Annotated in this window: 14 protein-coding genes; 1 reads left to right on the top strand and 13 read right to left on the bottom strand. The window is 25.0% G+C overall.

Features of this window, described 5'->3' with window-relative positions; translation table 11 throughout:
- Positions 1–175 precede the first annotated feature (175 nt).
- From QK892_RS13135 to QK892_RS13105, 7 genes are all read right to left on the bottom strand, one after another.
- Positions 176–958: a DUF4489 domain-containing protein gene (locus QK892_RS13135; protein ID WP_317273992.1), complete on the bottom strand. Its 783-nt coding sequence runs from the start codon at positions 956–958 to the stop codon at positions 176–178.
- Positions 959–1,195: 237 nt separating this feature from the next.
- Positions 1,196–5,089, bottom strand: coding sequence for an AAA domain-containing protein (locus tag QK892_RS13130; protein WP_317273991.1), 3,894 nt, complete (start codon positions 5,087–5,089; stop codon positions 1,196–1,198).
- 238 nt (positions 5,090–5,327) lie between these two features.
- Positions 5,328–6,875 (bottom strand): hypothetical protein, encoded by a 1,548-nt coding sequence (locus QK892_RS13125; RefSeq protein WP_317273990.1) that lies wholly within the window; start codon positions 6,873–6,875, stop codon positions 5,328–5,330.
- 430 nt (positions 6,876–7,305) lie between these two features.
- Positions 7,306–7,860, bottom strand: coding sequence for a site-specific integrase (locus QK892_RS13120; RefSeq protein ID WP_317273989.1), 555 nt, complete (start codon positions 7,858–7,860; stop codon positions 7,306–7,308).
- A 272-nt stretch (positions 7,861–8,132) separates the two neighbouring features.
- On the bottom strand, positions 8,133–8,282 hold the full coding sequence (locus QK892_RS13115; protein ID WP_317273988.1) for a hypothetical protein: 150 nt from the start codon (positions 8,280–8,282) through the stop codon (positions 8,133–8,135).
- Between the two features lie 212 nt (positions 8,283–8,494).
- The gene (locus QK892_RS13110; RefSeq protein ID WP_317273987.1) at positions 8,495–10,870 is read right to left on the bottom strand and encodes a DUF2357 domain-containing protein; all 2,376 of its coding nucleotides are present in this window, start codon (positions 10,868–10,870) and stop codon (positions 8,495–8,497) included.
- Positions 10,845–13,337 (bottom strand): McrB family protein, encoded by a 2,493-nt coding sequence (locus QK892_RS13105; RefSeq protein WP_317273986.1) that lies wholly within the window; start codon positions 13,335–13,337, stop codon positions 10,845–10,847. The genes QK892_RS13110 and QK892_RS13105 overlap by 26 nt, the downstream gene beginning before the upstream one ends.
- 204 nt (positions 13,338–13,541) lie before the next feature.
- On the opposite strand from QK892_RS13105, the gene QK892_RS13100 reads away from it, so the two are divergent.
- A complete protein-coding gene (locus QK892_RS13100) occupies positions 13,542–16,283 on the top strand; it encodes a class I SAM-dependent DNA methyltransferase (protein ID WP_317273985.1) in 2,742 nt (913 codons plus the stop codon).
- 94 nt (positions 16,284–16,377) lie between these two features.
- Here the strand turns inward: QK892_RS13100 and QK892_RS13095 are convergent, their stop codons facing one another.
- The 6 genes from QK892_RS13095 to QK892_RS13070 form a co-directional block, all read right to left on the bottom strand.
- Entirely contained in the window at positions 16,378–17,574 is a 1,197-nt protein-coding gene (locus QK892_RS13095) for an HNH endonuclease domain-containing protein (RefSeq protein WP_317273984.1), read from the bottom strand.
- Positions 17,575–17,595: 21 nt separating this feature from the next.
- On the bottom strand, positions 17,596–17,904 hold the full coding sequence (locus QK892_RS13090) for a nucleoside triphosphate pyrophosphohydrolase (RefSeq protein WP_317273983.1): 309 nt from the start codon (positions 17,902–17,904) through the stop codon (positions 17,596–17,598).
- Positions 17,905–18,035: 131 nt separating this feature from the next.
- Entirely contained in the window at positions 18,036–18,635 is a 600-nt protein-coding gene (locus QK892_RS13085; protein ID WP_317273982.1) for a nuclease-related domain-containing protein, read from the bottom strand.
- Between the two features lie 244 nt (positions 18,636–18,879).
- Positions 18,880–20,940 (bottom strand): DUF262 domain-containing protein, encoded by a 2,061-nt coding sequence (locus tag QK892_RS13080; RefSeq protein ID WP_317273981.1) that lies wholly within the window; start codon positions 20,938–20,940, stop codon positions 18,880–18,882.
- A gap of 171 nt (positions 20,941–21,111) precedes the next feature.
- Positions 21,112–21,783 (bottom strand): hypothetical protein, encoded by a 672-nt coding sequence (locus QK892_RS13075; RefSeq protein WP_317273980.1) that lies wholly within the window; start codon positions 21,781–21,783, stop codon positions 21,112–21,114.
- A 227-nt stretch (positions 21,784–22,010) separates the two neighbouring features.
- Positions 22,011–23,426: a family 43 glycosylhydrolase gene (locus QK892_RS13070; protein ID WP_317273979.1), complete on the bottom strand. Its 1,416-nt coding sequence runs from the start codon at positions 23,424–23,426 to the stop codon at positions 22,011–22,013.
- Positions 23,427–23,518: the final 92 nt, after the last annotated feature.

Here is a 23,518-nt window from a genome sequence, read left to right as displayed (position 1 = left end):
GCGTATTCTTATTTATCCTTAATATTTTCTCTTATTAAGAAATAATTAGTAGTTAATTTGAATTAATTAAAAGAAGAACATAATATCGTAACTTATTGAATTACAATATTATGTTCTTTCTTTGATTAAATTGTAATAAAGAAACTATGATTTCAATAAAAAATATTCAAATTATTTAATATGATAGCGATGCCAAAGTTCCGTTTGTAATAATACTAGTACCACTAGTTAAACTTTTCTCTATAACTTCTCCATTAAAAGGATTAATTGTTAAACTTATTGTTCCACTTAGAATAGAAATGTTATTAAATCCAGGTGATTCAGTAAATATAAAGCTTCCTTCTTCAATATTATTAACAGTTATAGTATTTCCAACTTGAGAAACACTGCCAAATAAACCTTGTATATTTATATTACCGTGAACGATGTTTAAGGTTAGAGGAATACCTGCATTAATAGTAAAAAATGCACCATTAGATATAAAGGTAGCAGGTCCTACTAGAGTTACATTATCAATTCCACCAACAATATCTGTTAAATAGAGGCTACGAAATAAGCTATCAGTAACAGTAGCTTGTACAATATAGGTACATTTATCTGAACAAATGTCCTCATCACAAACAAATAATGAGAGAATATCTGCTCCATTATTTGCAGCTGGGTATGATAATATCCAAGGTGGTCCAATTGAAATAGCATTAGAGTTATTATTAAAAAGCTTAAATACTTGAAAGCTTATAGTTCCAATAAAATTATTATTGATTATATTACAAACAAATTCTAATAATCTTCTATTTATATTATCTACATTAATAGAAGAAATAACATAAGAGGTTCCAACTTCAGTACCATTAGGTATTAGTGCTGAACCTGTATATCCATGTTCTATATTAATATTATTAACAGTACATATGGGATTCAACTCATCTTTAAGTCCACCATATGATAATGAATTCATAAAAAGTCCTCCATTTTAAATATAGCATATAATAAACATAGCTATATTTCTAATAATTACTAATATATTATATTATGGTAATTATATTAAGTTACTATATGTTGAGTATAATAATGTATTGTTCATATAAATTGACTAATTTATAAATAATTTCTTTAGTTTCATTAAATAAAAAGTTGTACCAGCTTTATTATCTGATACAACTTTTTACAATTATAATGCTTAATTATTATATAATTATTGAATCTCTTTAATAATCTTTTCTATTTTCTCAATCTCTTTTTTAGGATTATCCCACCAGTTTTTGCTCCATATTCTAGTTATTTTCCATCCTCTAGATTCAAGATATCTTTGTCTATAAATATCTCTTTCTCTTGCAGATTTTGAGCTATGGAAAGCAGCTCCATCACATTCTATTCCTAAAATATATTGTGATTTTCTTTCATCATAAATAGCTAAGTCAATTCTATAGCCAGATACCCCAACTTGTTTATGAACATTATAGCCTTTTTCAGTTAATGCATCATAAACTTCTGCTTCAAAATCACTATCAAAGCTTTTACTATCATCATATATAATCTCTGTATCTAAAACAGTATTTAATATAGCTTCTGCTTCAGTAGTATTTCCATTTGATACAGCTCTTACATATTGCAAATACTTCTTAAATAATTTTGGTCCTTTATTTTTACTTGAGTCCACATTAAACTCTTCAGGCTCTATTGATGTTACTACATAAATCTTTTGTTTAGCTCTACTTATAGCAACATTTAATCTATTTTCTCCACCATCTTGAGATAATGATCCAAAGTTAACTGATACTCTTCCTTTTTCATTTTTAGCATAGGCTATACTAAAAATTATGATATCTCTTTCATCACCTTGTACGTTTTCTATATTCTTAACGAATAAACTAACATCTTCATCATTTTCGATTCTGTCAATTTCCTTAGTATATAACTCTCTAAACTCTTCATCATGCTGAGCCTTATCATCTAGCATCTTTTCTATACAGGATTTTTGATTTATATTGAAGGTTATTATACCAATAGTTTCATTGTTTTTTCTATTCTTTAAAATACTTTCAACTAATTCTGCAATTTTCTTTGCTTCTTCTTCATTAGATTTATTTTCCCATTTTCCATCAACCATAATTCTTTCTATAGCCTTATAATCATGTGATGTATTTAAATTAGGAGCTATTTTTAATCTTCCACCATAAAAAGCATAATTTGAAAAGTTTATTAACTCTAAATATCTTGATCTATAATGATAAGTTAAATAAACACTATCATAATTTACTTTTGCTAAATCTAATAAGCTTTCTTCTTCTAATGCTGCAGAGGATTCCTCTTCTATATCTTCATCTTCTTCATCTATATATCTATTTTTAAATAATCCATTTGGTCTAAGTTGTTTATCATCTCCAGCTACTACAACTTGTTTTCCTCTAAAAATTGAAGGTATAGCACTTTCTATATACATTTGAGAAGCTTCATCAAATATTACAATATCAAATAAGCCTTTTGTTAATGGTAAAACTTCTGATACAGTTTCTGGACTTAATAAAAAGCATGGGAAAACATCTAAAATCATATTGCTATAAGTTTCAAAGTATTTTCTTATAGGCCATAATGCTCTCTTTTTATTAGCTTGCCTTTTAAACTCTTTAAATCCAGAAAGATTGTTTATAGCTAATATCTTTCCATTCCATTTACTTAAAATTAACTTTCTAACATTTTGTCTCTTATTCTCCATCTCATTATTTATTAAAGATATATTTTCTTCAAAAGAAGTCAATAACTTTAAAGCTTCTGAAACATTTATATCCTTTTCTAGATCAAGTATATGGTTTAGTGTAGTAAACTCCAATAAGTTACTAATTCGCTCTTTCATTAAATTTATATCTTCACTAAGAGAATAATTTAATATTTTTAGTTTCAAATCATTTAAATTCTTTATTAATATTAAATCATTTTTATACTTTTCACTTAAATCTAAAGCCTCATTTATCTCATTAATATAACTATTTAAGTCATTTCCATTTAAAAGCTTTGTTATAAATAAATCATAAACTTTTTCATTTAAAGAAGTCTTTATAATCTCCATATCTTTAAACAAATTATTTATATTTTTAGTTATAGTTTTAACTTCATTTATAAGGGCTTCCTTACTAGCTTCAAATTTATTATTATTTTCTATTTCTATCTTCTTATTTTTTGAATAATTAATCCAATAAGATATACTCCACCATCTATTATCATTTAATTTATTTAATAAATGACCATTTTTTAAACTATTAATATTAACTGCTATAGCTTCAGCTTTTTTATCATTTAAATAATAATCATTTAACTTATATTCATCCATTAATTGATTATATAAGTCCATGTCTTCTGTATATTTTTCAATAATACTTTTTGAAGATAGATTTATGCCTTGAAGATTATGAGCAAGCTCTTCTTTATCAATAAAATTCATTTTTATATCTATATCATCAATAAATTCATTTTTACTCTTAAGACTTGTATATGTTATAAAGCTTTGGATAATATCATCATTTATTTGTGATATATTTTCCTTAAGATTAAAGTAAGTTTCATTATTAAAATCATTTTTCTTCCTAAATCTAAGATATTCTTCATATCTTGGATCTTCTTTTGATGTAATATGCTTAGTTTCTTCATACATTTCTTGAAGAGATAATCCAAACTCTCTTTTACTATATAAAACATTTGCTATTTTTTCTAAATCTAATATCTTATTATCTATATAATTGGAGTTGTTTAATATATTGTTTTCAAAATCTTCATTTGATATTTCTACATTTTCTAGTGAATTAGCTACTAATGAGTAAAACTTCTTTTTATCAGAATTTATATCATGAATTAAAATAGCTTTCTTATTTAATATTCCTAATCTATTATAAATAACATCTAGTGCTGCTTTCTTTTGAGAAACCATTAAAACTCTTTTATCCTTAGATAAGGCATCACCTATTATATTTACTATAGTTTCAGATTTTCCTGTACCTGGTGGCCCATAGATAACTAAATTATTAGATTTATTAACCATGTTAACAGCACTTTCTTGGCTATAATCAAGTTTAGAAATTAAATTAATATCTCTTTCCTTAAAAACTAATTTTGAATCTTCTTCACTTAATCTATCACCTTCATAATTAGTATTTAATAATCTTTCAAGTATATCTATTTCAATATCACTTTTAAGTAATTCATCATAATCATTATAAATAGAATTAGCTATAGAGAATTGTCCTATAATCATATTGTTAGTAACTTTTAAATATCCTAAATCATACTTTGGTAATGTTGTATTTGTATATTCTATAAATTTTTCAATTTCAGAATCTTTATAATCAATATATACCTTTTCCTCTTCTAACTTTTTTAATATATCTTCAATAAAGTTCTCATCTAATTTATCATACTCAGTTTCTATATTATCTAAGTTAACTCCATTAAACTTAAAGATTGCAAGTAATAAAACTTTATTTAAAAATATATTGCTTTCACTAATATTTTCAATATCGAAGGCATCACCTTTCCTATTAAATCTTATTGGGAAAAGAAATAAAGGTGATTTTATAAAAGTATCATCTTTAAGTTTACCTTCAATAAATGGATATCCTATGTATAATTCATATCTACCTGTTTCTTTATAGACATCATTAATTTCCTTATCTAGAGATTTTAATGAAACTAAATAAGAAACTATTTTATTCTTAGTATTTTCTAATTCACTTAGACGTTTTTCTTCCTTTTCATTTAGGTTTTCTTTAACTACTTTTAGTTTTGCTTCTTTTTCATTCTCTTCAATTTCTAGATTTTCAATATCTTCTGTTTCTTTTATTAACTCTTCTTTGATAGATCTTTGTATTTCTCTTCTTTTCTCATTATAAAAACTAGTATAGTCAGGTAAAAGCTTTAATTTATTTTCCTTATTTGAAATTATATATTCTTTTACTTCATTACAAATATCTTTATTAATAGTTGTAATGTTATGTATATCAAAGGCTCTCTTTTTAGGTAATTTTTTAGTAACTAAAGCTCTATTTCTACCATTTAAATTTATTAATCTATCTTTGTACTTTTCTAAAATTTCATTCAAAACTTTCACTCCTAAATAATGCTTAATGTATTAGAAATTTATTATATCACTAAAAATCAATCTATACTTTTACTTATATGAATAATAGATTATTTTATACAAGTATTTTTTATTCTTACATAAATGAAAAGAACAAATACCAATCGTACTGCCCCTTGTCTAAAGGTAAAAAAATATAACTGTAGAAGTATAAAGCTACTATCTATAATTACCAAGTAATTATAGATAGTAGCTTTTTTTAACCAATATACGAAGTATCATAATTCATTAAAAAGTCTATGCTTTTAGTTTCATATTTTTTATCAAAAACTTCTGTATAACTAGTAACAATTAATTGATCTGCATCGATATTAAATTGCACATCACCTTTTTCTTTAAACAATCCAAAAACATCTAATTCATCATATGAACTAATATATTTGTAATTTAATTTTCTAAAAAATAGATAATTTAATAATTCTTCTTTTGTTGAACATTCATTTGTAATTATCTCTAAATCATAAATATTTATTACAAGTGGTATTATAGGTATATCTTTATTAATCGTAATATAATCATATATATCAAATGGTACAAATCCAAAATTTTCTGCTGTTATACAAAAAATAAAGTAATATTTAGTTTGAGCTAATTCTACTTCTATATCTTCATTAATTAATTCTTTTATAAATATGTTTCCTTTTTGCAACCATTTGATTGACCTAATTGCTTGTTTATAGGCTATATTTATAGCTTGATTTATATCTTTTTTTAATGAATCAAAATCTCCTCTTAGTGTAGGTAGAGTTAGTATTTTACTTTTGCATTCGCAAAATATAGAAATATTTCTATCTTGAACTGTTACATCTGATTCATAAGTTTTCTTTTTAACAGGATACTTTAAAGAATGATAAATAGAATCATCATCAAAAAACTTTTTTAAATATTTCATAGTTAATGATTCAACAATATCTCCTCTATGTTTTTTATAAGCTTCTATTGTAGGCTTATCAAATATCTTTTTTGCAATAAAAGTATAGTGAAATAATTTAGGAAGATTCATTATGTTACTTTTTAGTATTGGTAAGTAAATAAAAGAGCCGAAATCAACTATAGGTTTTTCATATAAAGGATTAAATGTATTTATTTTATATTCTTTTACAGAATTATCTCCAATTTTAATACCTAAAATATTTATTATATTATCAATTTCTTCTTTGTTAAAATTATTATAGAGCTCATTTTTAGATACTCTGTATATATAGTTATTAGATACATTAAATTTTCTTTTAATAAAGTAAAATGGATTGAGTTTATTTTTTAATTCACGAAGTGCATTATTACAATATTTTATATATATATAGATAAATAATTTTTCTACACATGTATAAGTAAAACCAAGCTTGTCTTTAAATTCATTATCAAATGATGAATAAAGCATATTAGAAAAAGTAATTAATTGATATGTATATGCATCTCCTCTAGAATATATATGTTTCAATTTCATATTTAAAGTTTTTAAATGTTTTTGTTTAACATTGTCTGATGCATCTTTCAATTTTAAAGTTTCTTTTAAATTTTCATCAATAGGGGTTGTAAGTAATTTCTCACCAATCTTATATAAAGTATTACTTGAAAAAGTTCTATTGCAATTATTTTTATTATAACGAAGTAAATTTGAGCATAAAGCTTCTGCCATAGGTATTATTCTATCCTTATATTTCATTTTAGGATACATTTGCATATCAATTATAGATGACATTATATCCTCCGTATTAAATTTTGAAAAAAAATATTCTAATTCCATGTTTAACTCTCCATTACTAGTATTAATAATATTATTTACATACTAATTTCCCCAATAAAATAGTATTATCATTGTTAATCTTTTTATTTTCATCTTCTAAAGATTGTATTCTTAGTTTAAGATACTTTATCACTCTATCTTTAGACGTTTCTTTAAAAGTTTAATTTTTTGGTATTACTTTCATTTTTTTATTCTGTTTATTTATAGCTTTATTTATTGGTTCTAACAGTTCAGCCTTATAAGTATATAAAAAGGTTTTACTAACACCTGCTCTACGGTATATTTCAGCTTTTAAGATAAGATTATTTAATGCGTCATCTAATAACTCTAATTCTTTTGATACAGATAAAACTGCTTGTTTATTATATCACTTTCTTGCTTTTTTAGTCTAATAATTTCTCATGTATTAGGATTTTTGTTACGCATTATTTTACCCACTTACATAAAAGTTCTTTGAGGCTTCAAAGATTTCGCCTTCATTAATTATCTCCAAAGCAACTGTATAAACTCTAACTATTATATCAAATTCTTCTGCTTTTTCATTTGGTCTCATTCGTAAAGCATTATCATTGTTTTCGCTGTCTATAGTGTCTTTAACATCCTGTAAGTACCTCGGATATATCTTTTTCTTAACACAAGTCTTACAAAGACATATGAGGACAAGAAGGCCTTTTACATGGATGTTCACAACAACCATCACAAGTTCAAATACTCCTATAATTTTATTCTTAACCCACTTATTATCATATAAATTTTCTTCTAATAAGCTATTCTTTATATCAGTAGCATCAGATTTACTTAGTTTTTCTTTAAATTCTTTCTTCAATCTTTGTTGATAAATATTAATATATTTTTCTGTCATCACAACAGAAGAATGGCCTGAAAATTCTTTAACAGCATAAATATCTGCACCTGCATCAATCATTTCTGTTGCTACTGTATGCCTAAATTGGTGGGCTGAAATTTTATGTATACTACCATCCATATTTAATAAAGGTATCTTCTTACAAACCCTAGGAAGTATAATATCATTATTGAACTTAGTATATGAATACTATCAATAATTACTTTGCTATTAGTATCTAAAAGTTCTTTATTAAAGTGTGTGTTTACTTATCTAAATAAATATTTATATCCATCTGGTGTAGACGGTAAGTCTTTAGCTCTTTGCATCTGTCTTAAAATTGCTCTTTCAACTATATTATCACCTTTTGAGTCTCTTAAATGTTATATTGGTATTCTTAAATCCTTTGGGATTTAAGCAATACGGTGGTCTAAATAGATCATAGGATCTCCATCCAAATCATCTTGTACACATTCATTGATTTTATTTTTATGTTCAGCAATTAAGTGACAAATGTCTTCGAATCTTCTTCCTGTATATCTAATTACAATTATTAAATCCAAATATTTCGTATCAATAATAGGAGTGTTTTTATTTTATTCTAATAATTGTAAAATACTATTTTCTATATAATCATCTAATTGATTTTCAATGCTTGATGGAATAGGTCTTAGCAAAGCTTCTTCAACTTACTTTAGTGTTTTATTGTATTTAAACACAATATTTAAAATTATTAGACCACTATAAATTAAATCTAGTAAAATTTAAAACTTTTTTAGTTTAATATAGCTTTTATGTGTCTTTTAGGATTCTTATTAAAATCATTTTTGTCTATTGTTTCAATAGACTTACCATCTATTATTTTTATTATATTCTCTTCTATTATTAACTGTTTATTTTCTAACTTTAAGAACTTAATTACTTGTTTATTTTCTTTATGATAATTTTCTACTTCTATTTCTTTAAATATTCTTTTTAGTTCCCTCCATATTCTAAGTTCTTCTTTATCTTTAATAAATAACTCTGATACTGTATCAGCAGATCTTAAAAGGTATTCAGTAGTATATATTATTTTCATTACATTATTACCTTTTACTTTAATTTTATTATTTAATCTTAACCACTCATCAACAATAAATTTATAGTAAAGTTCTTCTGAATTGTCAGGTATTTCTGTAATGTCATTTCTTTTTAGCTCTTTTATTTCTTTAACTTTTCCATAATACTTTATTCCTGCTTCTTTAGTTCCAAAATGATTTATTGATTGTGCTATTGCTATATATTCTATTTTATTATCAATTATATTAATATTCTTTTTCTTTGTATGATAAAAATTATATTTTAAATTTATATCAAGTTGTTCTTTATTTTTTAATGATCCAACTAATACGTTTCTCTTAGCATATTGATCTTCATTTATATAATTTTCTTCTCCTATTGTTTTGATTGATCTTTCAAATGTAGAATATGAGGATTCATTTATTAATTCATCTAAAAACTCAGTCATGAGAGTTGTTGTAGAAGGTAAAAATGGTATTGCTCCTATATTTACTTCCTCTATACTTTTATAAAATTTATGTTCTCTAAATTCCTCTTCATTTTTATATGGAAATAATACAAAAGCTCCAAATATACAATTTTCATTTTTATAATCTATTTTATTTCTATATAAAATAGAATCCCTATATCTATGCATTGTATTAATGTCCTCTTCCTTTGGACCTACTTCACCATATTTACCTATATATTCATCTGTCGTGTCAATTTTATATTTAGCATCAAATATAAACTCATAAGATTTTTCACAGTTATCTTTATTAATAGATAGAACATTATCTGGCTTTTGGGCTACAGTTTTAGAAGTCATTATTGAATTATATGAAACTTTAAATTTTTCACCTGTATTAGGATTTTCATAAAGTAAATTTGATGTTATTCCTTTCTTTAGTGATACATATATTCCATCTCTATTTATATTTATTAAATCAGTTGATATAAGATTATACTTTTTCTTTAATAATGAATTAATCTTTATAAAGCACCAATACTCATATAATAAAGATAAGTCCTTCATTGATAATGAAAATATATTTGAATTTATTGTTAATCCTTTTTGAAGCATCAAATAATATTTAAATATGTCTCTATACCCACTAGCTATCGTTAAAACCAAAGACATAGATGCTTCATTAAATTCTTCTTTTATATCTCTTAATAAGGATGTATTAATTTTTGTACTTATTTTTCTTTTAAATAGATTTAATCTTTCTATAACTACACTATCCAAGCTTGTATTAATATTCTTGTAGCATTTAATAAAATTATCAATCTTGTTAATAATTTTAATAAGAATAAATTTTATAAATCTATTTTCCTTTGTATTAGTGGTAATTATTTTTTTAGTTTGAAGTGCTTCTGTAGGTATATATCTACCATTTACTTTTCTAATTGATTGAGGCCTCTTTTCTAGCCACTTAACAGTATCATTAGATACATTCTTTAATGATTGATAATTACAAACTCTATTTTCTTTATATAACTGATGATGAGGATTCATTATTATAATATCTATAGCTTTAATTAACTTATCAAAAACATAATTAAGAATGCTATAGAATTCTGTATTGCTAGAACTAACTTTATTATTTATTTCTGCTCCAAGGTAAGTTCTAGCTAAAAATCCATAAGATAAGTTATAAATTTCTTCACTTACATCTCTTAAAATTTCTTGATAATCTTCTTTATAGCATATTTTGCTTGGATAAACTTCTAAAGTACATTTAAATTCTTTTCTTCCATTAACTTTAATAATAATATCACTAAATCCAATATCCCCTTTAAAATTAATGATACCACTTAAGTTTTTACTTCCTCTTCTAGTTTGAGTTACCTTATTTCGAATATTTATATTTTCATGGTAGAATTCTACATCAGCTCCATTTTTACTTTCAACAATAACTTCATAATTACTATATTCTTTTAAATGTACATTTTTATTAAATTCAGTATTAATAATATTTCCATAGCTATCAATTTTAACTTCTGCCTCATTATTATAATTAATTACATCACTACTACTTTTTATGATAAAGCATACATTATCACTTTCAATAAAAATGATTTCTCTATTGCCAGAAGCTTGTGAATCCATCTCTTATGAACCTCCTTATCATATAGATAAGCTTCTTATTAGTTAATTTATAGCTACTATTTTCAACTGAATTCTCCATAGCTTTAATAACATTATTATCTAAATAATCATTATTTCTAAAATTATAATTATTAAATAATGAGAATAGTTCTTTTAATACATCTAATGTTTCATCACTACTTCCGCTAATCTTTGGAAGAATTTTTTGTGTAACACAATAATCAAAAGCTTCCTCATATGTCATTAAATTATCTCTTAATGAATAAATCATATAAAATACTATTTCATCTCTAACTCTATAACCAAAGTGCTGATTGTGACTCTCTAAAACATTATTAATATCAATTAAGTCATTTATAACTTTAGCTGCAATATCCTTATATAGTTTACATTGTGATATCTTAATAAACTCCGACTTTAATAGGTCATTATGATAAACCTTCGAAATAGGTTTTTCTATTGATTCTTCATCATCAAAGGAATAATCTAAATTCACTTCATTAAACTCAATTGTATTTGCCCTATCTAAAACCTTTTTGCTAAATGGAAAAGTAGTTTCATCCATATTAACTGTACCGATAATATATAAATTTTGAGGGATATAAACATCACCATATTTACTAATAGCAGCAGCATCTCTACCAATTTGTTCTTTGCTTAATAGATTATTAGTAATAATCTCATTATCATCATTAAATCTTCTTGTTTCAATTAATGATAAAATATCACTAAAATAATATTCAACTCTAGCTAAATTCATTTCATCTAAACAAATAAAGTATGGTACCTCTGGATTCAGCATGGCTTTATAAGCAATCTTAGAAATAATTCCTGGATTAAACTTTCCTTCAATATCTCTATAGCCTAATATATCTGTTGAATCTGACCAATCTGGCTTAACAGGAATTAAGTTGAATCTTCCATTCGATATAGTAGCACCTAAAGCATTTGCAAATAATTCAACAAGTTTGCTTTTTCCCGTACCCGATATACCTGATAAAATTATAAAAGGCTTTGTTTTCAAAGAAACATAAATATTATTAATTAATTCTAAATCATATATAAATCCATTACTTTTAATATAGTTATATATATCTTTAACTAATTCCGAAACAATAAAATTATTTATTACTTCATTATCTTTATCATAATTTTCATTTTCATCTACTATTTGTAATTCTTCATCTTCTATTCCATCTATCATTTCTCTATTAACCAATTTTAGAATAAAAGTATTTAACTCATCCCCCTTGTAAAAATCTATATATTCTTTATATTCATCTGGAATATCTTTAGGTTTTTTATTTTCTTCCTTTAAATAGTTCATTATATATCTATAACTTACCTCTAATTTAGTTCTTAAAAGTTCTAACAACGCTTTCTCAGAGTATTTTAATTGTATTGTAACTCCAGACCTCCCTTTAGATGCAGGCCATACTACTTGTCCTCTATATATTTTATCATTTATTATCAACTTTACTTTAATACTCTTCCCTTTATGTAATTCTTCCGATAAATTACTTAAAAAGACCTCATGATATCTTAATGGAATAGTCGTTCCCATATAAAAACTACTATAGTCCGTTCTCTTTCTGCCTAAGAAAGTACTATCATTAATATCAATATCACACCAAGAGTCTGATGAATTGTTATCTTTATCATTACTTATACTATCATCTTTATCATCAATATCTTCTGTTTTAGTACTAGGTGAAACTTTTCTTCCTACAATAATATTGTCATATAAGTTAACAGGATCAATAACTTCTGAATATCCCTTAGTATCTAATTCATTAATTAGTGTATTTAAGAAGTTTCTCTTTTTTTTAGCATTATCATTCACTGTAGATGAAAACTCTAATAATTCCTTAAGTGAATATTTAGTTTCGTTTCTTACCTCATATAAATCCATTAAAGGCTTATATTCTAATAATTTATTATCATTGAATATATAGAATCCAATAATATTTTTTAATTCTGAATTATCTATTTTTACTACTATATCGCTATCTTTTAGTTTTAAACTTTTATTTTCTGTTACTATGAAAATTCTACGCTCGCTGTCTTTAAAACTAACTTTTTCTATTTCTTCTAATGGTTTAACATAATCTACCTTATGAAATCCATAACCCTGTGTTTGTTTCTTAATTTTATTTAATAAATTAATATCCAAATTAAAATGTTTATATTTAATAAATGTATCTAAATTTAATGGTGGATTAAACTGTTTCACTTCATCAAATAATGCTACATTCTCATTCTCTCCATTAATGATTTTCTCACCATATCCAGTCATCTTCCATAAACAAGATATTACTTTATATCTAATTGGGAAAACATAATCACCTATAGACAGTCCATTATACCATCTACTTCCTTCAGCTCCACCAATACAGCACTTTTCTTTAATTTGATCAAATTGTCCATTTTCAAAGCTTGAACTAAACTTTCCTATAAATATACTCATATATATACCGTCCCCATATTAAAATTTATAAATATATTATACCAAAATATATAAAGTGAAAAAGCATATTTCACTTTATTATTTCCATTTCTATATCCTATTACTTCATTAGATAATCATATTTTTGAGTAATAATTAAATTCTTAAGAATAGAATTAATTCTTTATTAGTATATATAAACCAATCAATTTATTAGGAGTTAATATGTATTTGTCTTTTAATGAAATAAAGCAGAGATCAATAGATTTTTCTAACAAATGGGCAGATGCTTGTAGTGAAATTTCGGATGCTAAAAGCTTTTGGGATGACTTTTTTACAGTCTTCGGAATATCAAGAAAAAGAATTGCTTCTTTTGAATATCCTATTAGAAATAACAATAAATTAGGATATATAGATTTATTCTGGAAAGGTACATTAGTAGTAGAACATAAATCAAAAGGAAAAAGTTTAGATAAAGCTTATTCACAAGCATTATCTTATTTTTCTGGTTTAAATGATGAAGATTTACCTAAATATGTTATTGTTTCTGATTTTACTACATTTAGGGTATATAATCTTGAAAGAGATTCAACTTATTTTCAATTTGCTCTTACAGATCTATATAAAAACATTCATATTTTCTCTTTTATAACTGGATATAAAAAAATAGAATTTAAAGAAGAAGAAGATATAAATATAAATGCTGGAAAATTACTAGGGAAGCTTTATCGATATCTTAAAGAATATAATTCAGATACTAGCTCCCTAAGTATATTGCTTATAAGAATATTATTTTGCCTGTTTGCAGACCATACAGGTATTTGGCAAAAAAATCATTTTCAGTATTATATACTTCAAAATACAAAAATTGATGGAAGTGATCTTGGAGCTCACTTATTTATTATATTTGATATTTTAAACATAGATTTCGAGTTTAGACCTAATAACCTTAGTGAAGATTTAAGTTATTTCCCATATATTAATGGTGGTTTATTTAAAGATAAATTCAATATAATATTTTTTGATAAAAATGCACGAGATATTTTAATTGAATGTTGTAAGTTTAACTGGAGTGAAATATCTCCAGTGATTTTCGGAACTATATTCCAGAATGCAATGGATAGTGAAACTCGTGATAAATTAGGAATCCACTACACTTCTGAGAAAGATATTCTAAAATTACTAGATCCCTTATTTTTAACAGATTTAAGAATCAAATATAACTCATACAAATATAACAAGCAAAAACTTGAAATTTTACTTAAAGAAATACAAAACATTAAAATACTTGATCCTGCTTGCGGTTGTGGAAATTTTTTAATACTTTCATATAGACAATTAAGACTACTACAAACTGATATTCTTAAATCTATAGCATTAATTAACGGGAAATATTGTAATGAACCATACCTTCAACTTAACTTAAAAGTAATATCATATATATTAGATGTTGATTCTATGTTCGGATTTGAAATTGATGGATTAGCATCGAGAATAGCTCAAGTTGCACTATGGTTAGTTGATCATCAATTAAATACTACTATGTCACTTGAGTTTAATGAAAATTGTGTGAGATTACCACTAAAAAAGTCTCCCAATATATATAATATTAATGCTTTAAGAATTAATTGGAGTGACTATGTAGATATTAATTACATTACTTATATTGTAGGTAATCCCCCTTATATACCAGCTAATAATAGAAGTAATGAGCAAAAAAAAGACATGGATATTGTGTTCAAAGGTACAAGTTTTAGAAATTATGGAAAATTAGATTATGTATGTTCATGGTTTTGTAAAACAGCTGAACTTATCAAATATACTTCAATTAAAGCTGCTTTTATATCTACTAATTCTATTACGCAAGGAGAACAAGTTGAATATTTATGGAAGCCATTAATAAATGATGGTTTAATTATAAATTTTGCTCACAGAACCTTTGCATGGAAAAATGGATTAAGTAATGATGCTTCAGTTTTTGTTGTGATAATCGGATTTTCGTTTATGAATAATAATAATAAAGTCATTTATGAATACGATACTCCTAACGCATCTCCTCATATATTTTTTACAAAAAATATTAATCCATACCTCTTAGATAAACCTAATATAATTGTTAATTCAAGAAGAACTCCATTATCTTCTCTTACTCCTAAAGCAATTAAAGGAAGTATGCCAAATGATAAAGGGCACTTATTACTTTCAAATGATGAAAAAATATCACTATGTAATAAATTTCCTGGCATTGAAGAGTTTATAAAACCTTATTTAGGTGCATATGATATTCTAAATAATACTCAAAGATGGTGCTTATGGCTAAAAGATTATTCTATTGAAGAATTTATAAAATATAGATTTATTAAAGAACGAATTTCATTAGTTATTGATTATAGACGAGATTTATATAGGAAATCAGAAAAAGCAAATATTAAAAGAGCTCTTGAAGTTCCTTATTTATTTGAAACTACTAAACAACCGACATCTAATTACATTATTATACCAAGAGTTAGTTCAGAAAAGAGAAAGTATATTCCTATGAAAATATGTTCTAAAGAAGAAATTGTTAGTGACTCTTGTATAGCTGTATATACTGACGATAAGTATATCTTAGGAGTACTTATGTCTTCTATGCATATGGCATGGGTTCGAAATTACTGTGGGCGTTTAAAAAATGACTATAGATATTCTATTACTTTATGCTATAATACTTTTCCATTTATATTTCCTTCAGAAAATGAGAAAGTTAAAATTATTACATTAGTTGATGAAATGCTGAAAATACGTTCTAATTATCCAAAACTTTCTCTTGCTGAACTTTATAACCCTCTATATAGTCCAAAAGATTTAATTGAAATTCATAAAAAAATAGATATAGCTATTGAAAAACTTTATTTTAATAAAAGGTTTAATTCTGACGAGAAAAGAGTAGATATATTATTAGAACATTATTTTACATTATATAATTAACCTAAAAATAAAATAACATTCCTTTATAGATATGATTTGATTTAATATCTCAAATTTATCTATAAAGGAATATATTATAAAGTATATTTAGCTTCTATAGTTTATCAATAACACTAAATCCTTGATTCACAGCTATTTGATATATTGGTGCTATACTTAACTTTAATTTTTCTGAAAACCCCTCTTTTCCTTTATACTTATAAAAATCTAATGGATTTTCCAATCTTAAAATATCTACATACGGTTCTAAATCTTTTTTTCTATTATTATCACACAAAAAAGAAAAAGCTTCATACTGTATATCACAAAAATCATCTATATAATTTTCATATCTTAAAAGTTTATCATTTTTTCTACTATTTATATTTTTAAAAGTAGGTACTAAGTTCCACATTTCATCATGCATTACAAAGCTCCAAGGAATAAAATGATCTATACTCAAAACACCTAGTTCAGCGTAATTTTGCTTTGAAAACTCTCTTCCTGTATAAATTTCGTTAATTTTTCTATCCTCAATAATGTTTGTCCATATTTTTGAAGCTCTAGTTAAGTTTCGCTCTATTGGTGGATCTAACTTAAATATAATTGCCGGTACATTTGGATTTCTTTTTTGTAAAAAACAACTTAACCTATAATATATCCAAGATTTTATTACTTTGTAATTGCCTTTCATATAGATTGCCCAATCTTCATCTACAATTATTTTATCATCATTTCCTTTTATGATCTTATATAATACTCCAGGTTCACTTAAGGATAAATCTATTATTTTTTTAACTCTTTTTGACCCAGAAGTTCCTTTTATTTTGTTATCAAAAAAAGGTGTTAAGAGCATATAAGGTACATTATAGGTTAATTCTTTCATTTGCTTATTTAGAATTTTATCATCACTTTCACAAATAAAATTTAGTAATTCAGAACCGTTAATATTAGCTGATTTTTTATAGACGCTTGCTATGTAGTCTATGGATTTTATTAAATTATCAAATTGTCCAAAGTATAGTTTATATTGTAGAGTAGGATACCATGCCCCTGTTATCATTCGTGCAACTAATTTTTTAAATGTTATCTCAAGATTACCTAAATTTACTTCTTCTAGAATTCCTAATAGCCAATACATTTTATAGCTTGCAACTACTCTACTATCTTCTAATAACCTTGCAAATATTTTTGTATCTACATAAGTAGAATTAGGTAAATTATATGAAATTACTCCATTATTAATGATAATATCTTTTTCTATTATAATCTTTTCATCAATTAAATCATTTTGTATATCTCTTGTGTACATAAATTCCCTCTCCATTTGAATTTACTTTACGTTCACTAAAACTATTCCTTCTTTAAATCCACCACGTTTTTGTAGCTTTTCATTTCTTTTATTTAGTAACTCTTCTTCACTATATCCAAGTTCATTAGCTAATCCAAATAAAACTTCCATAACATCTGCTAGTTCTTCTAGGTTTTTATCTTCCATATATTCATTCACTTCTTCTAATAATTTCTTTTCTAGAAGCCCTTGTTTATCTACTCCTTTTACTATTTCTATTTCACATTCTTTACCACTTTCTTTTATTATATCTGGTATTCTATCTCTTACTAATTTATTGTATAATTTCATTTACTTAGTCCTTCCTATTCAGCTTAAAATTATGTCTATATTAATTTATTATATATAAAAAACCTATCTTTATAATAGACTTTACTCTTAAACTATAACATCCTTCTATTTTTATAAATATGTAAAACATATTAAAGTTTATTATTTCTAATATTCTGCACATGATTTTTTCTTATGTTTTTATCAGTAATATTATTCTTCTCTAATATCATACTATAATAATTAATATCTTCTTTTGTCAGAAAAACATCACTTTTACAGTATATTAAATAACTTTTTAAATCTCTCATCTTAATTATTGGTGTTTTAACTTCTAGTCTTTTTAATTCACATCTATTACTGAATACTATTAAAGAATGACAAATATCTTTTTTATATGGCAAATATGATTCTATAGCTTTAATGTGACCATAATTTTGTCTTATAGGATTAAAAAACTTACTTTTCTTATTATATATTGTTTGAGTCCAATATTTAGATCTTTCATTTCCAAAGATCCAACCACTATAGTTTTTAGTTTCTATTACAAATATTCCTTTTGGACTTATTAAGATATTATCAATTTGACTTGTGCCAAAGACACTCTTTAGTACTATATCTCTCAGCACCATTGAACCAGGAATTTCTCTTAAAATTGAATCCACGTACTTCTCGCCTTTGTTTCCCTTAATTTTGCTACTATTAGCATTTAAAAATACTAATACTACTATAATTATAATTAAATACTCCATTAACTTATCTCCTCAAAACAATTTGTTTATTCCTATATATTATACCATTTTATTACAACTGATAATACATGCTTTGTAACTTTGTTACAGTTTGATTTACATTATTATCATAAAATGGTGAATGTGACAAAATCTATAATATTAGGAGAATTATTATGCCTAAACAAACAATTAATGTCGCAAAAAAAGGTGCTGTTTATGCACCTTTCTATAATACTATTCTATTCAGTTTCATTATCATCGACTATTTTATATAGAATAACAATTCATTATAATCTATTCCATATTCATCAAAAATAATTCTTAATGTTTGGAGCTTAGATTCTGTACTTAAATTCTTTTCTATATAAACATTAGTTGCTATTTTATATGGATTTCTAAAGCCTTTAGGAACATTTGAAAATCTTTTATTTAAGTATTCTTGACTGAATTCCTTTTTAGTTAATCTAATAAATGGCATTGGATTTATTTCATATAATATTGAACAAACATTTTCATACAATTCTGTCCAGCTCTTAACCTTTATGTTTTCATCCCTAAACACAAATTTATCAACTTTTGTATTTGTAAAGTCATCTTCATCTTCTAAACTAAAAATACTGTTATTTCCATCTTGGAAACTAAAGTTACTTATAGGATATTCCCATATGTTAGTTGCTATTTTAAATAATTGATTAGCTCTAACATTTATTGTTTCTTCGTTCCATTCATTTATTTCTGTTAAGTACTTATTTAGCTTTAATCTACTATCTTTAAATCCCTTTTCCATGTCTCTTTTTTCAAGGAATGGTTTATTTCCTAAATTAGAATTATAACCTGTTAAAGTTAAATTCCCTATTGTTCCTATATATTTCGAATGGATATCAACATAATTTTCTCCTAATGAACTTTTCCATGAAGGACTTAATGATTGAGGCATAATATGCTCAATGCTTAACTTTTTATCATTAATTAGATTTTCTATATCTACTTTTTCATTGTTATCATAGTTTTCTAACTGTTCTAGCAGATAAACTTTATTTTTACTTTTCCAGCTATAAACATCACATTCTATAAAATTCAATTTAAACTCTTCTTCATTAGGGAATCTTTGAGATGCTTTTTTGTTAGCTAATATGTATTTGAATATCTCTAAATAATTCTCTTTATAGTTTGTAACTCTTTTTATCTCTTTACCTAAATTCATAAATACTTTATTTAAAGCATTTGTAGGTGCTTTACATATTATTCTTCTAAAAATATAAGATTCTATTGTTTTAAGAATTTCAATTAACTCTGACTTATTTATTTCATTATTATTATAGTCATCAATAACTTCTAATAAGAACGGATAAGATACTGTAACTTCTAATTTATTAATATTTTTAATTACTATATTAGCTTCTTTTATATCTGTATTACTTGTTATAAGTGATTTATAATATGTTGAAAATTTTAGCATATCCTTTAAACAATCTTCTATATCAGTTTTATTATCTTCAATATATCTCTTAAAACTAACATATATCTTATTGATATTAGGAATTTTATTTTCCTTCATAGTTAAATAATCTCTTATAAACTGTGTTACAGCATAATTAGTATTTTTCTCAACCTTATTCCAATAGTTATTGTATAGTTCTTCCTGCTTTTTAGATGGTTGATTCATTAAAATAAAATTTCTTACTTTATCTGCATCTGTTAAATCTAAACCAGTTGAATTAAGGCTTTCAAATATAAGTTGAGGATCATCTTCCCCATTTTTAAGTTCAATTTCTACTATTATTAGTCTTTCTATAGCTGAATAAAGTTCATCAATAGTAATTTCTCCATCAATTATTCTTTCATAGAAATATTGATAATTTAAGGTTATATTTGACTCTTCTATTAACTCTTCCTTATTAAAAAGTTTTTCAAAGGCATTTCTATCTTCTTTAATTGGCTTTAGTTTAATCTTCAATTCCTCATTACAATATTGATTTATTAAATACTGATTTAATATTTTTTCCTTAATTATAGTATTTGAGCTTAATCTTCCACTAGCTAATAAATTATAAATTGCAAGTAATAATAATGATATTGTAGTAGTTCTTTGCTGTCCATCAATTATTAAGTATTCTCTATTTCTAGCATCATCATTGTATATTGAAACTATAGTGCCAAAAAAATGTGTTTTATATTTATTTCTAATCATACTAACTAAATCATCATATAATTGTTTACATTGTTCCTTTTTCCAATCATAGTTTCTCTGATAGACTGGTATAACGAAATTAGTATCAGATGATTCTAAAAACCTTATTAAGTATTTTTCATTTGCTTTCATTTTCTATTCCCCTTTATATACCTATTAATAACTATCTATTATAATAGATAGTTGTACTAAACTAAAAAAGCATAATTTTATAATTGCTTATATATATATTATATCATAATGACATTAAATATAATAATTAATGGATAATAACACCTATTAATTCCCCTAACTACTTATATTTTAATAAAATTTAATAATCCCATCTTCTTGAACTTCATATTGAAATCCTGCATTACTTAATGTTTCTTTAACATCTTTGATATATAAATCATCTAAAGTCTTTTTCTGCCCAATAAGATTGTTTAGATATTCAGAAGCTTCCTTATTTTGATTATTAAGTACAGAATAATACTCAACACAAGTTTTTGTTATGTTAATATGCTCATCAAGCTTATTTTTTAATGTTGCGTATTCCTCTCCTTTAAATTGATTTAAATTATAATCTTTTAATTTTGTTAAATCATTTTCCAAATTAGTTTTTGTTATCTTTGAAAAGTCTTTATTTGAATATGTATTAATCATACTATTTAAAATTTCATCACTTTCTGTTACTATGCTATTAGCTGTATATAAAAAGTTATTCATAATTTCAACTTTATTATTACTTTTAGGTAAAATTGACTTAAAAACATTAGATGACTCTATGTTACTGGATTCTTTTCTTATATCTTTAGAAATCATAACACTTAAAACAAAAATCCCTAATACTATACCAACTATAGCTGCTCCAAAACCACTTAATGAGCTTGTTTTTTTATTTTTGTATCTTTCATTATCAAATTTATGTTTATCATTTGCTTTAACCATTTTTTTATCAATATAACTGTAAATATACTCATCATCTTTAGGCATAATACATCTCCCTATATTAACTAAATATGTATTTATTATACCATTTTGTTAAATATATTCCAATAAAATCACAACCCAATTTTACGTTAGTAAAGAATAACTATAGGCTATAACTTTTTACAATAAATAAGAACATATACATCCTTAACAGAAAATATATGTTCTTTGATATATGGTTCTATTATTTCTTCTTTAATTTTATCATTTGAAATACTTTTTCTAAATTCCTATTCTAAAGTAAAGGATGCAAAACTTGCGCTGCCTTGACCTGTATAAGTGAAATATAATGCTTGAATTCCATCAGGTATTACAATATCAGCTGAATATTCCTTCCATACATTTGAAAAAACAATGGATATTTTCCCAAGAGCTGGACCATTCCAGGATGTTTTTACTTCAAAGTCACCAGAAGCATATCCACGGGTTTTAATCTTAACTTTCTTGATACCTTTACAATCAAAATACTTAAAACCAGCTGTAGCAGAATCTTTCATATTAGCAATATATCCAATTTCTTCATCACCATCTTTTCCATCTTGAGTTATCTTAGGAAATTGGTTATTCATCCATGCTGAAGTAAAATCAGTATATAGTGATTCTTCTTTACAAAATAGGTTACAAGCTAAATAAGTAGGATATTCTCCACGTCCCTCCAATGGTCCATCATTGGCACCACAAGAAGTCAGTTCTACCTGTGGAATTCTTCCATCAGGCAAAATTTCAATTTTCTCCATGCAACCCTGTCTGCTGTAATTAGTTCCATTTGTATGTCTATGATAGAAAATATACCATTGTCCATTAATTTCAATTATGCTTCCATGATTATTGCCACCGTAAAACATTGGTTTTTCAGCAGGCTTGTAAGAGCTTATATGAAGGTCGCTATTACTTATAATGACTCCTCCATATTTAAAGTCCTTAGTTGGATATTTACTGGTAGCATAACATAACTCGTGCATTGAGATAGAAGAATATATAAAGTAATAAGTATCTCCATGCTTTCTAATTGATGGAGCTTCAAAAAATTCAAAACCTTCAAATCCAGTGCCTTTACCATAAGGCTCACTTGGTACAATAATTACCGGCTCTTCAATAATTGTCAGCATATCTGGCCCAAGTACTGTTGCCATAGCTCCACTTCTTGATTTGTCACCTCTTGAGCAAAAGCCAGTATATAAATAAGTCCTGTCTCCCTCTCTAAGTACCCCTGGATCAAATTGAGGTTCGTCTCCCTTCCTATTTCCAAGGTATGTCCCATCAGAGTATTGAACATATCCATAAAATTCATATTTACCAGCTGGTGTATCACATACTGCAACAGAAACAATAGAACGCTTGCTATCAACATAATATAAATAATATCTACCGTCAGTTCCTACTGCAACATCTGGAGCATATAGACAGCTATCACGGTCTTCATTATTTTCAACATCAGTAGCTTTTAAGATAACACCTTCATAACGCCAATCTGCAAGATTATCAACAGGTGCAGACCAGCACACATAATCATTTAAACAATATGCATATCCATTAAAACGATCATGAGATCCATATACATATACTCTGTTATCAAAAACATATGGTTCTCCATCAGGGATATATTCCCATGATGGCAGATAAGGATTAAAGCCTTGTTTTTTCATTTTTTACTCTCCTTTTGTGTTATATATTTGTTAGGCATCTATAAAATTCCTGAACTTTTTATTTTACTATTTTAAAGGCACTGAACTATGCA

It is taken from the genome of Clostridium lamae, from assembly GCF_033043255.1.
Classification (GTDB): domain Bacteria; phylum Bacillota; class Clostridia; order Clostridiales; family Clostridiaceae; genus Clostridium; species Clostridium lamae.
The sequence above is the reverse complement of the archived record's forward strand: the minus strand, read 5'-3'. Positions and strand labels throughout refer to the sequence as shown.

Excerpts from the sequence above, each read along its gene's own strand:
- QK892_RS13090 (WP_317273983.1), bottom strand. The coding sequence starts at position 17,904 with ATGAAATTATACAATAAATTAGTAAGAGATAGAATACCAGATATAATA.
- QK892_RS13075 (WP_317273980.1), bottom strand. The coding sequence starts at position 21,783 with ATGCCTAAAGATGATGAGTATATTTACAGTTATATTGATAAAAAAATG.
- QK892_RS13070 (WP_317273979.1), bottom strand. The coding sequence starts at position 23,426 with ATGAAAAAACAAGGCTTTAATCCTTATCTGCCATCATGGGAATATATC.
- QK892_RS13120 (WP_317273989.1), bottom strand. The coding sequence starts at position 7,860 with ATGGATGGTAGTATACATAAAATTTCAGCCCACCAATTTAGGCATACA.
- QK892_RS13100 (WP_317273985.1), top strand. The coding sequence starts at position 13,542 with ATGTATTTGTCTTTTAATGAAATAAAGCAGAGATCAATAGATTTTTCT.
- QK892_RS13085 (WP_317273982.1), bottom strand. The coding sequence starts at position 18,635 with ATGGAGTATTTAATTATAATTATAGTAGTATTAGTATTTTTAAATGCT.
- QK892_RS13110 (WP_317273987.1), bottom strand. The coding sequence starts at position 10,870 with ATGGATTCACAAGCTTCTGGCAATAGAGAAATCATTTTTATTGAAAGT.
- QK892_RS13135 (WP_317273992.1), bottom strand. The coding sequence starts at position 958 with ATGAATTCATTATCATATGGTGGACTTAAAGATGAGTTGAATCCCATA.
- QK892_RS13125 (WP_317273990.1), bottom strand. The coding sequence starts at position 6,875 with ATGGAATTAGAATATTTTTTTTCAAAATTTAATACGGAGGATATAATG.
- QK892_RS13095 (WP_317273984.1), bottom strand. The coding sequence starts at position 17,574 with ATGTACACAAGAGATATACAAAATGATTTAATTGATGAAAAGATTATA.
- QK892_RS13105 (WP_317273986.1), bottom strand. The coding sequence starts at position 13,337 with ATGAGTATATTTATAGGAAAGTTTAGTTCAAGCTTTGAAAATGGACAA.
- QK892_RS13080 (WP_317273981.1), bottom strand. The coding sequence starts at position 20,940 with ATGAAAGCAAATGAAAAATACTTAATAAGGTTTTTAGAATCATCTGAT.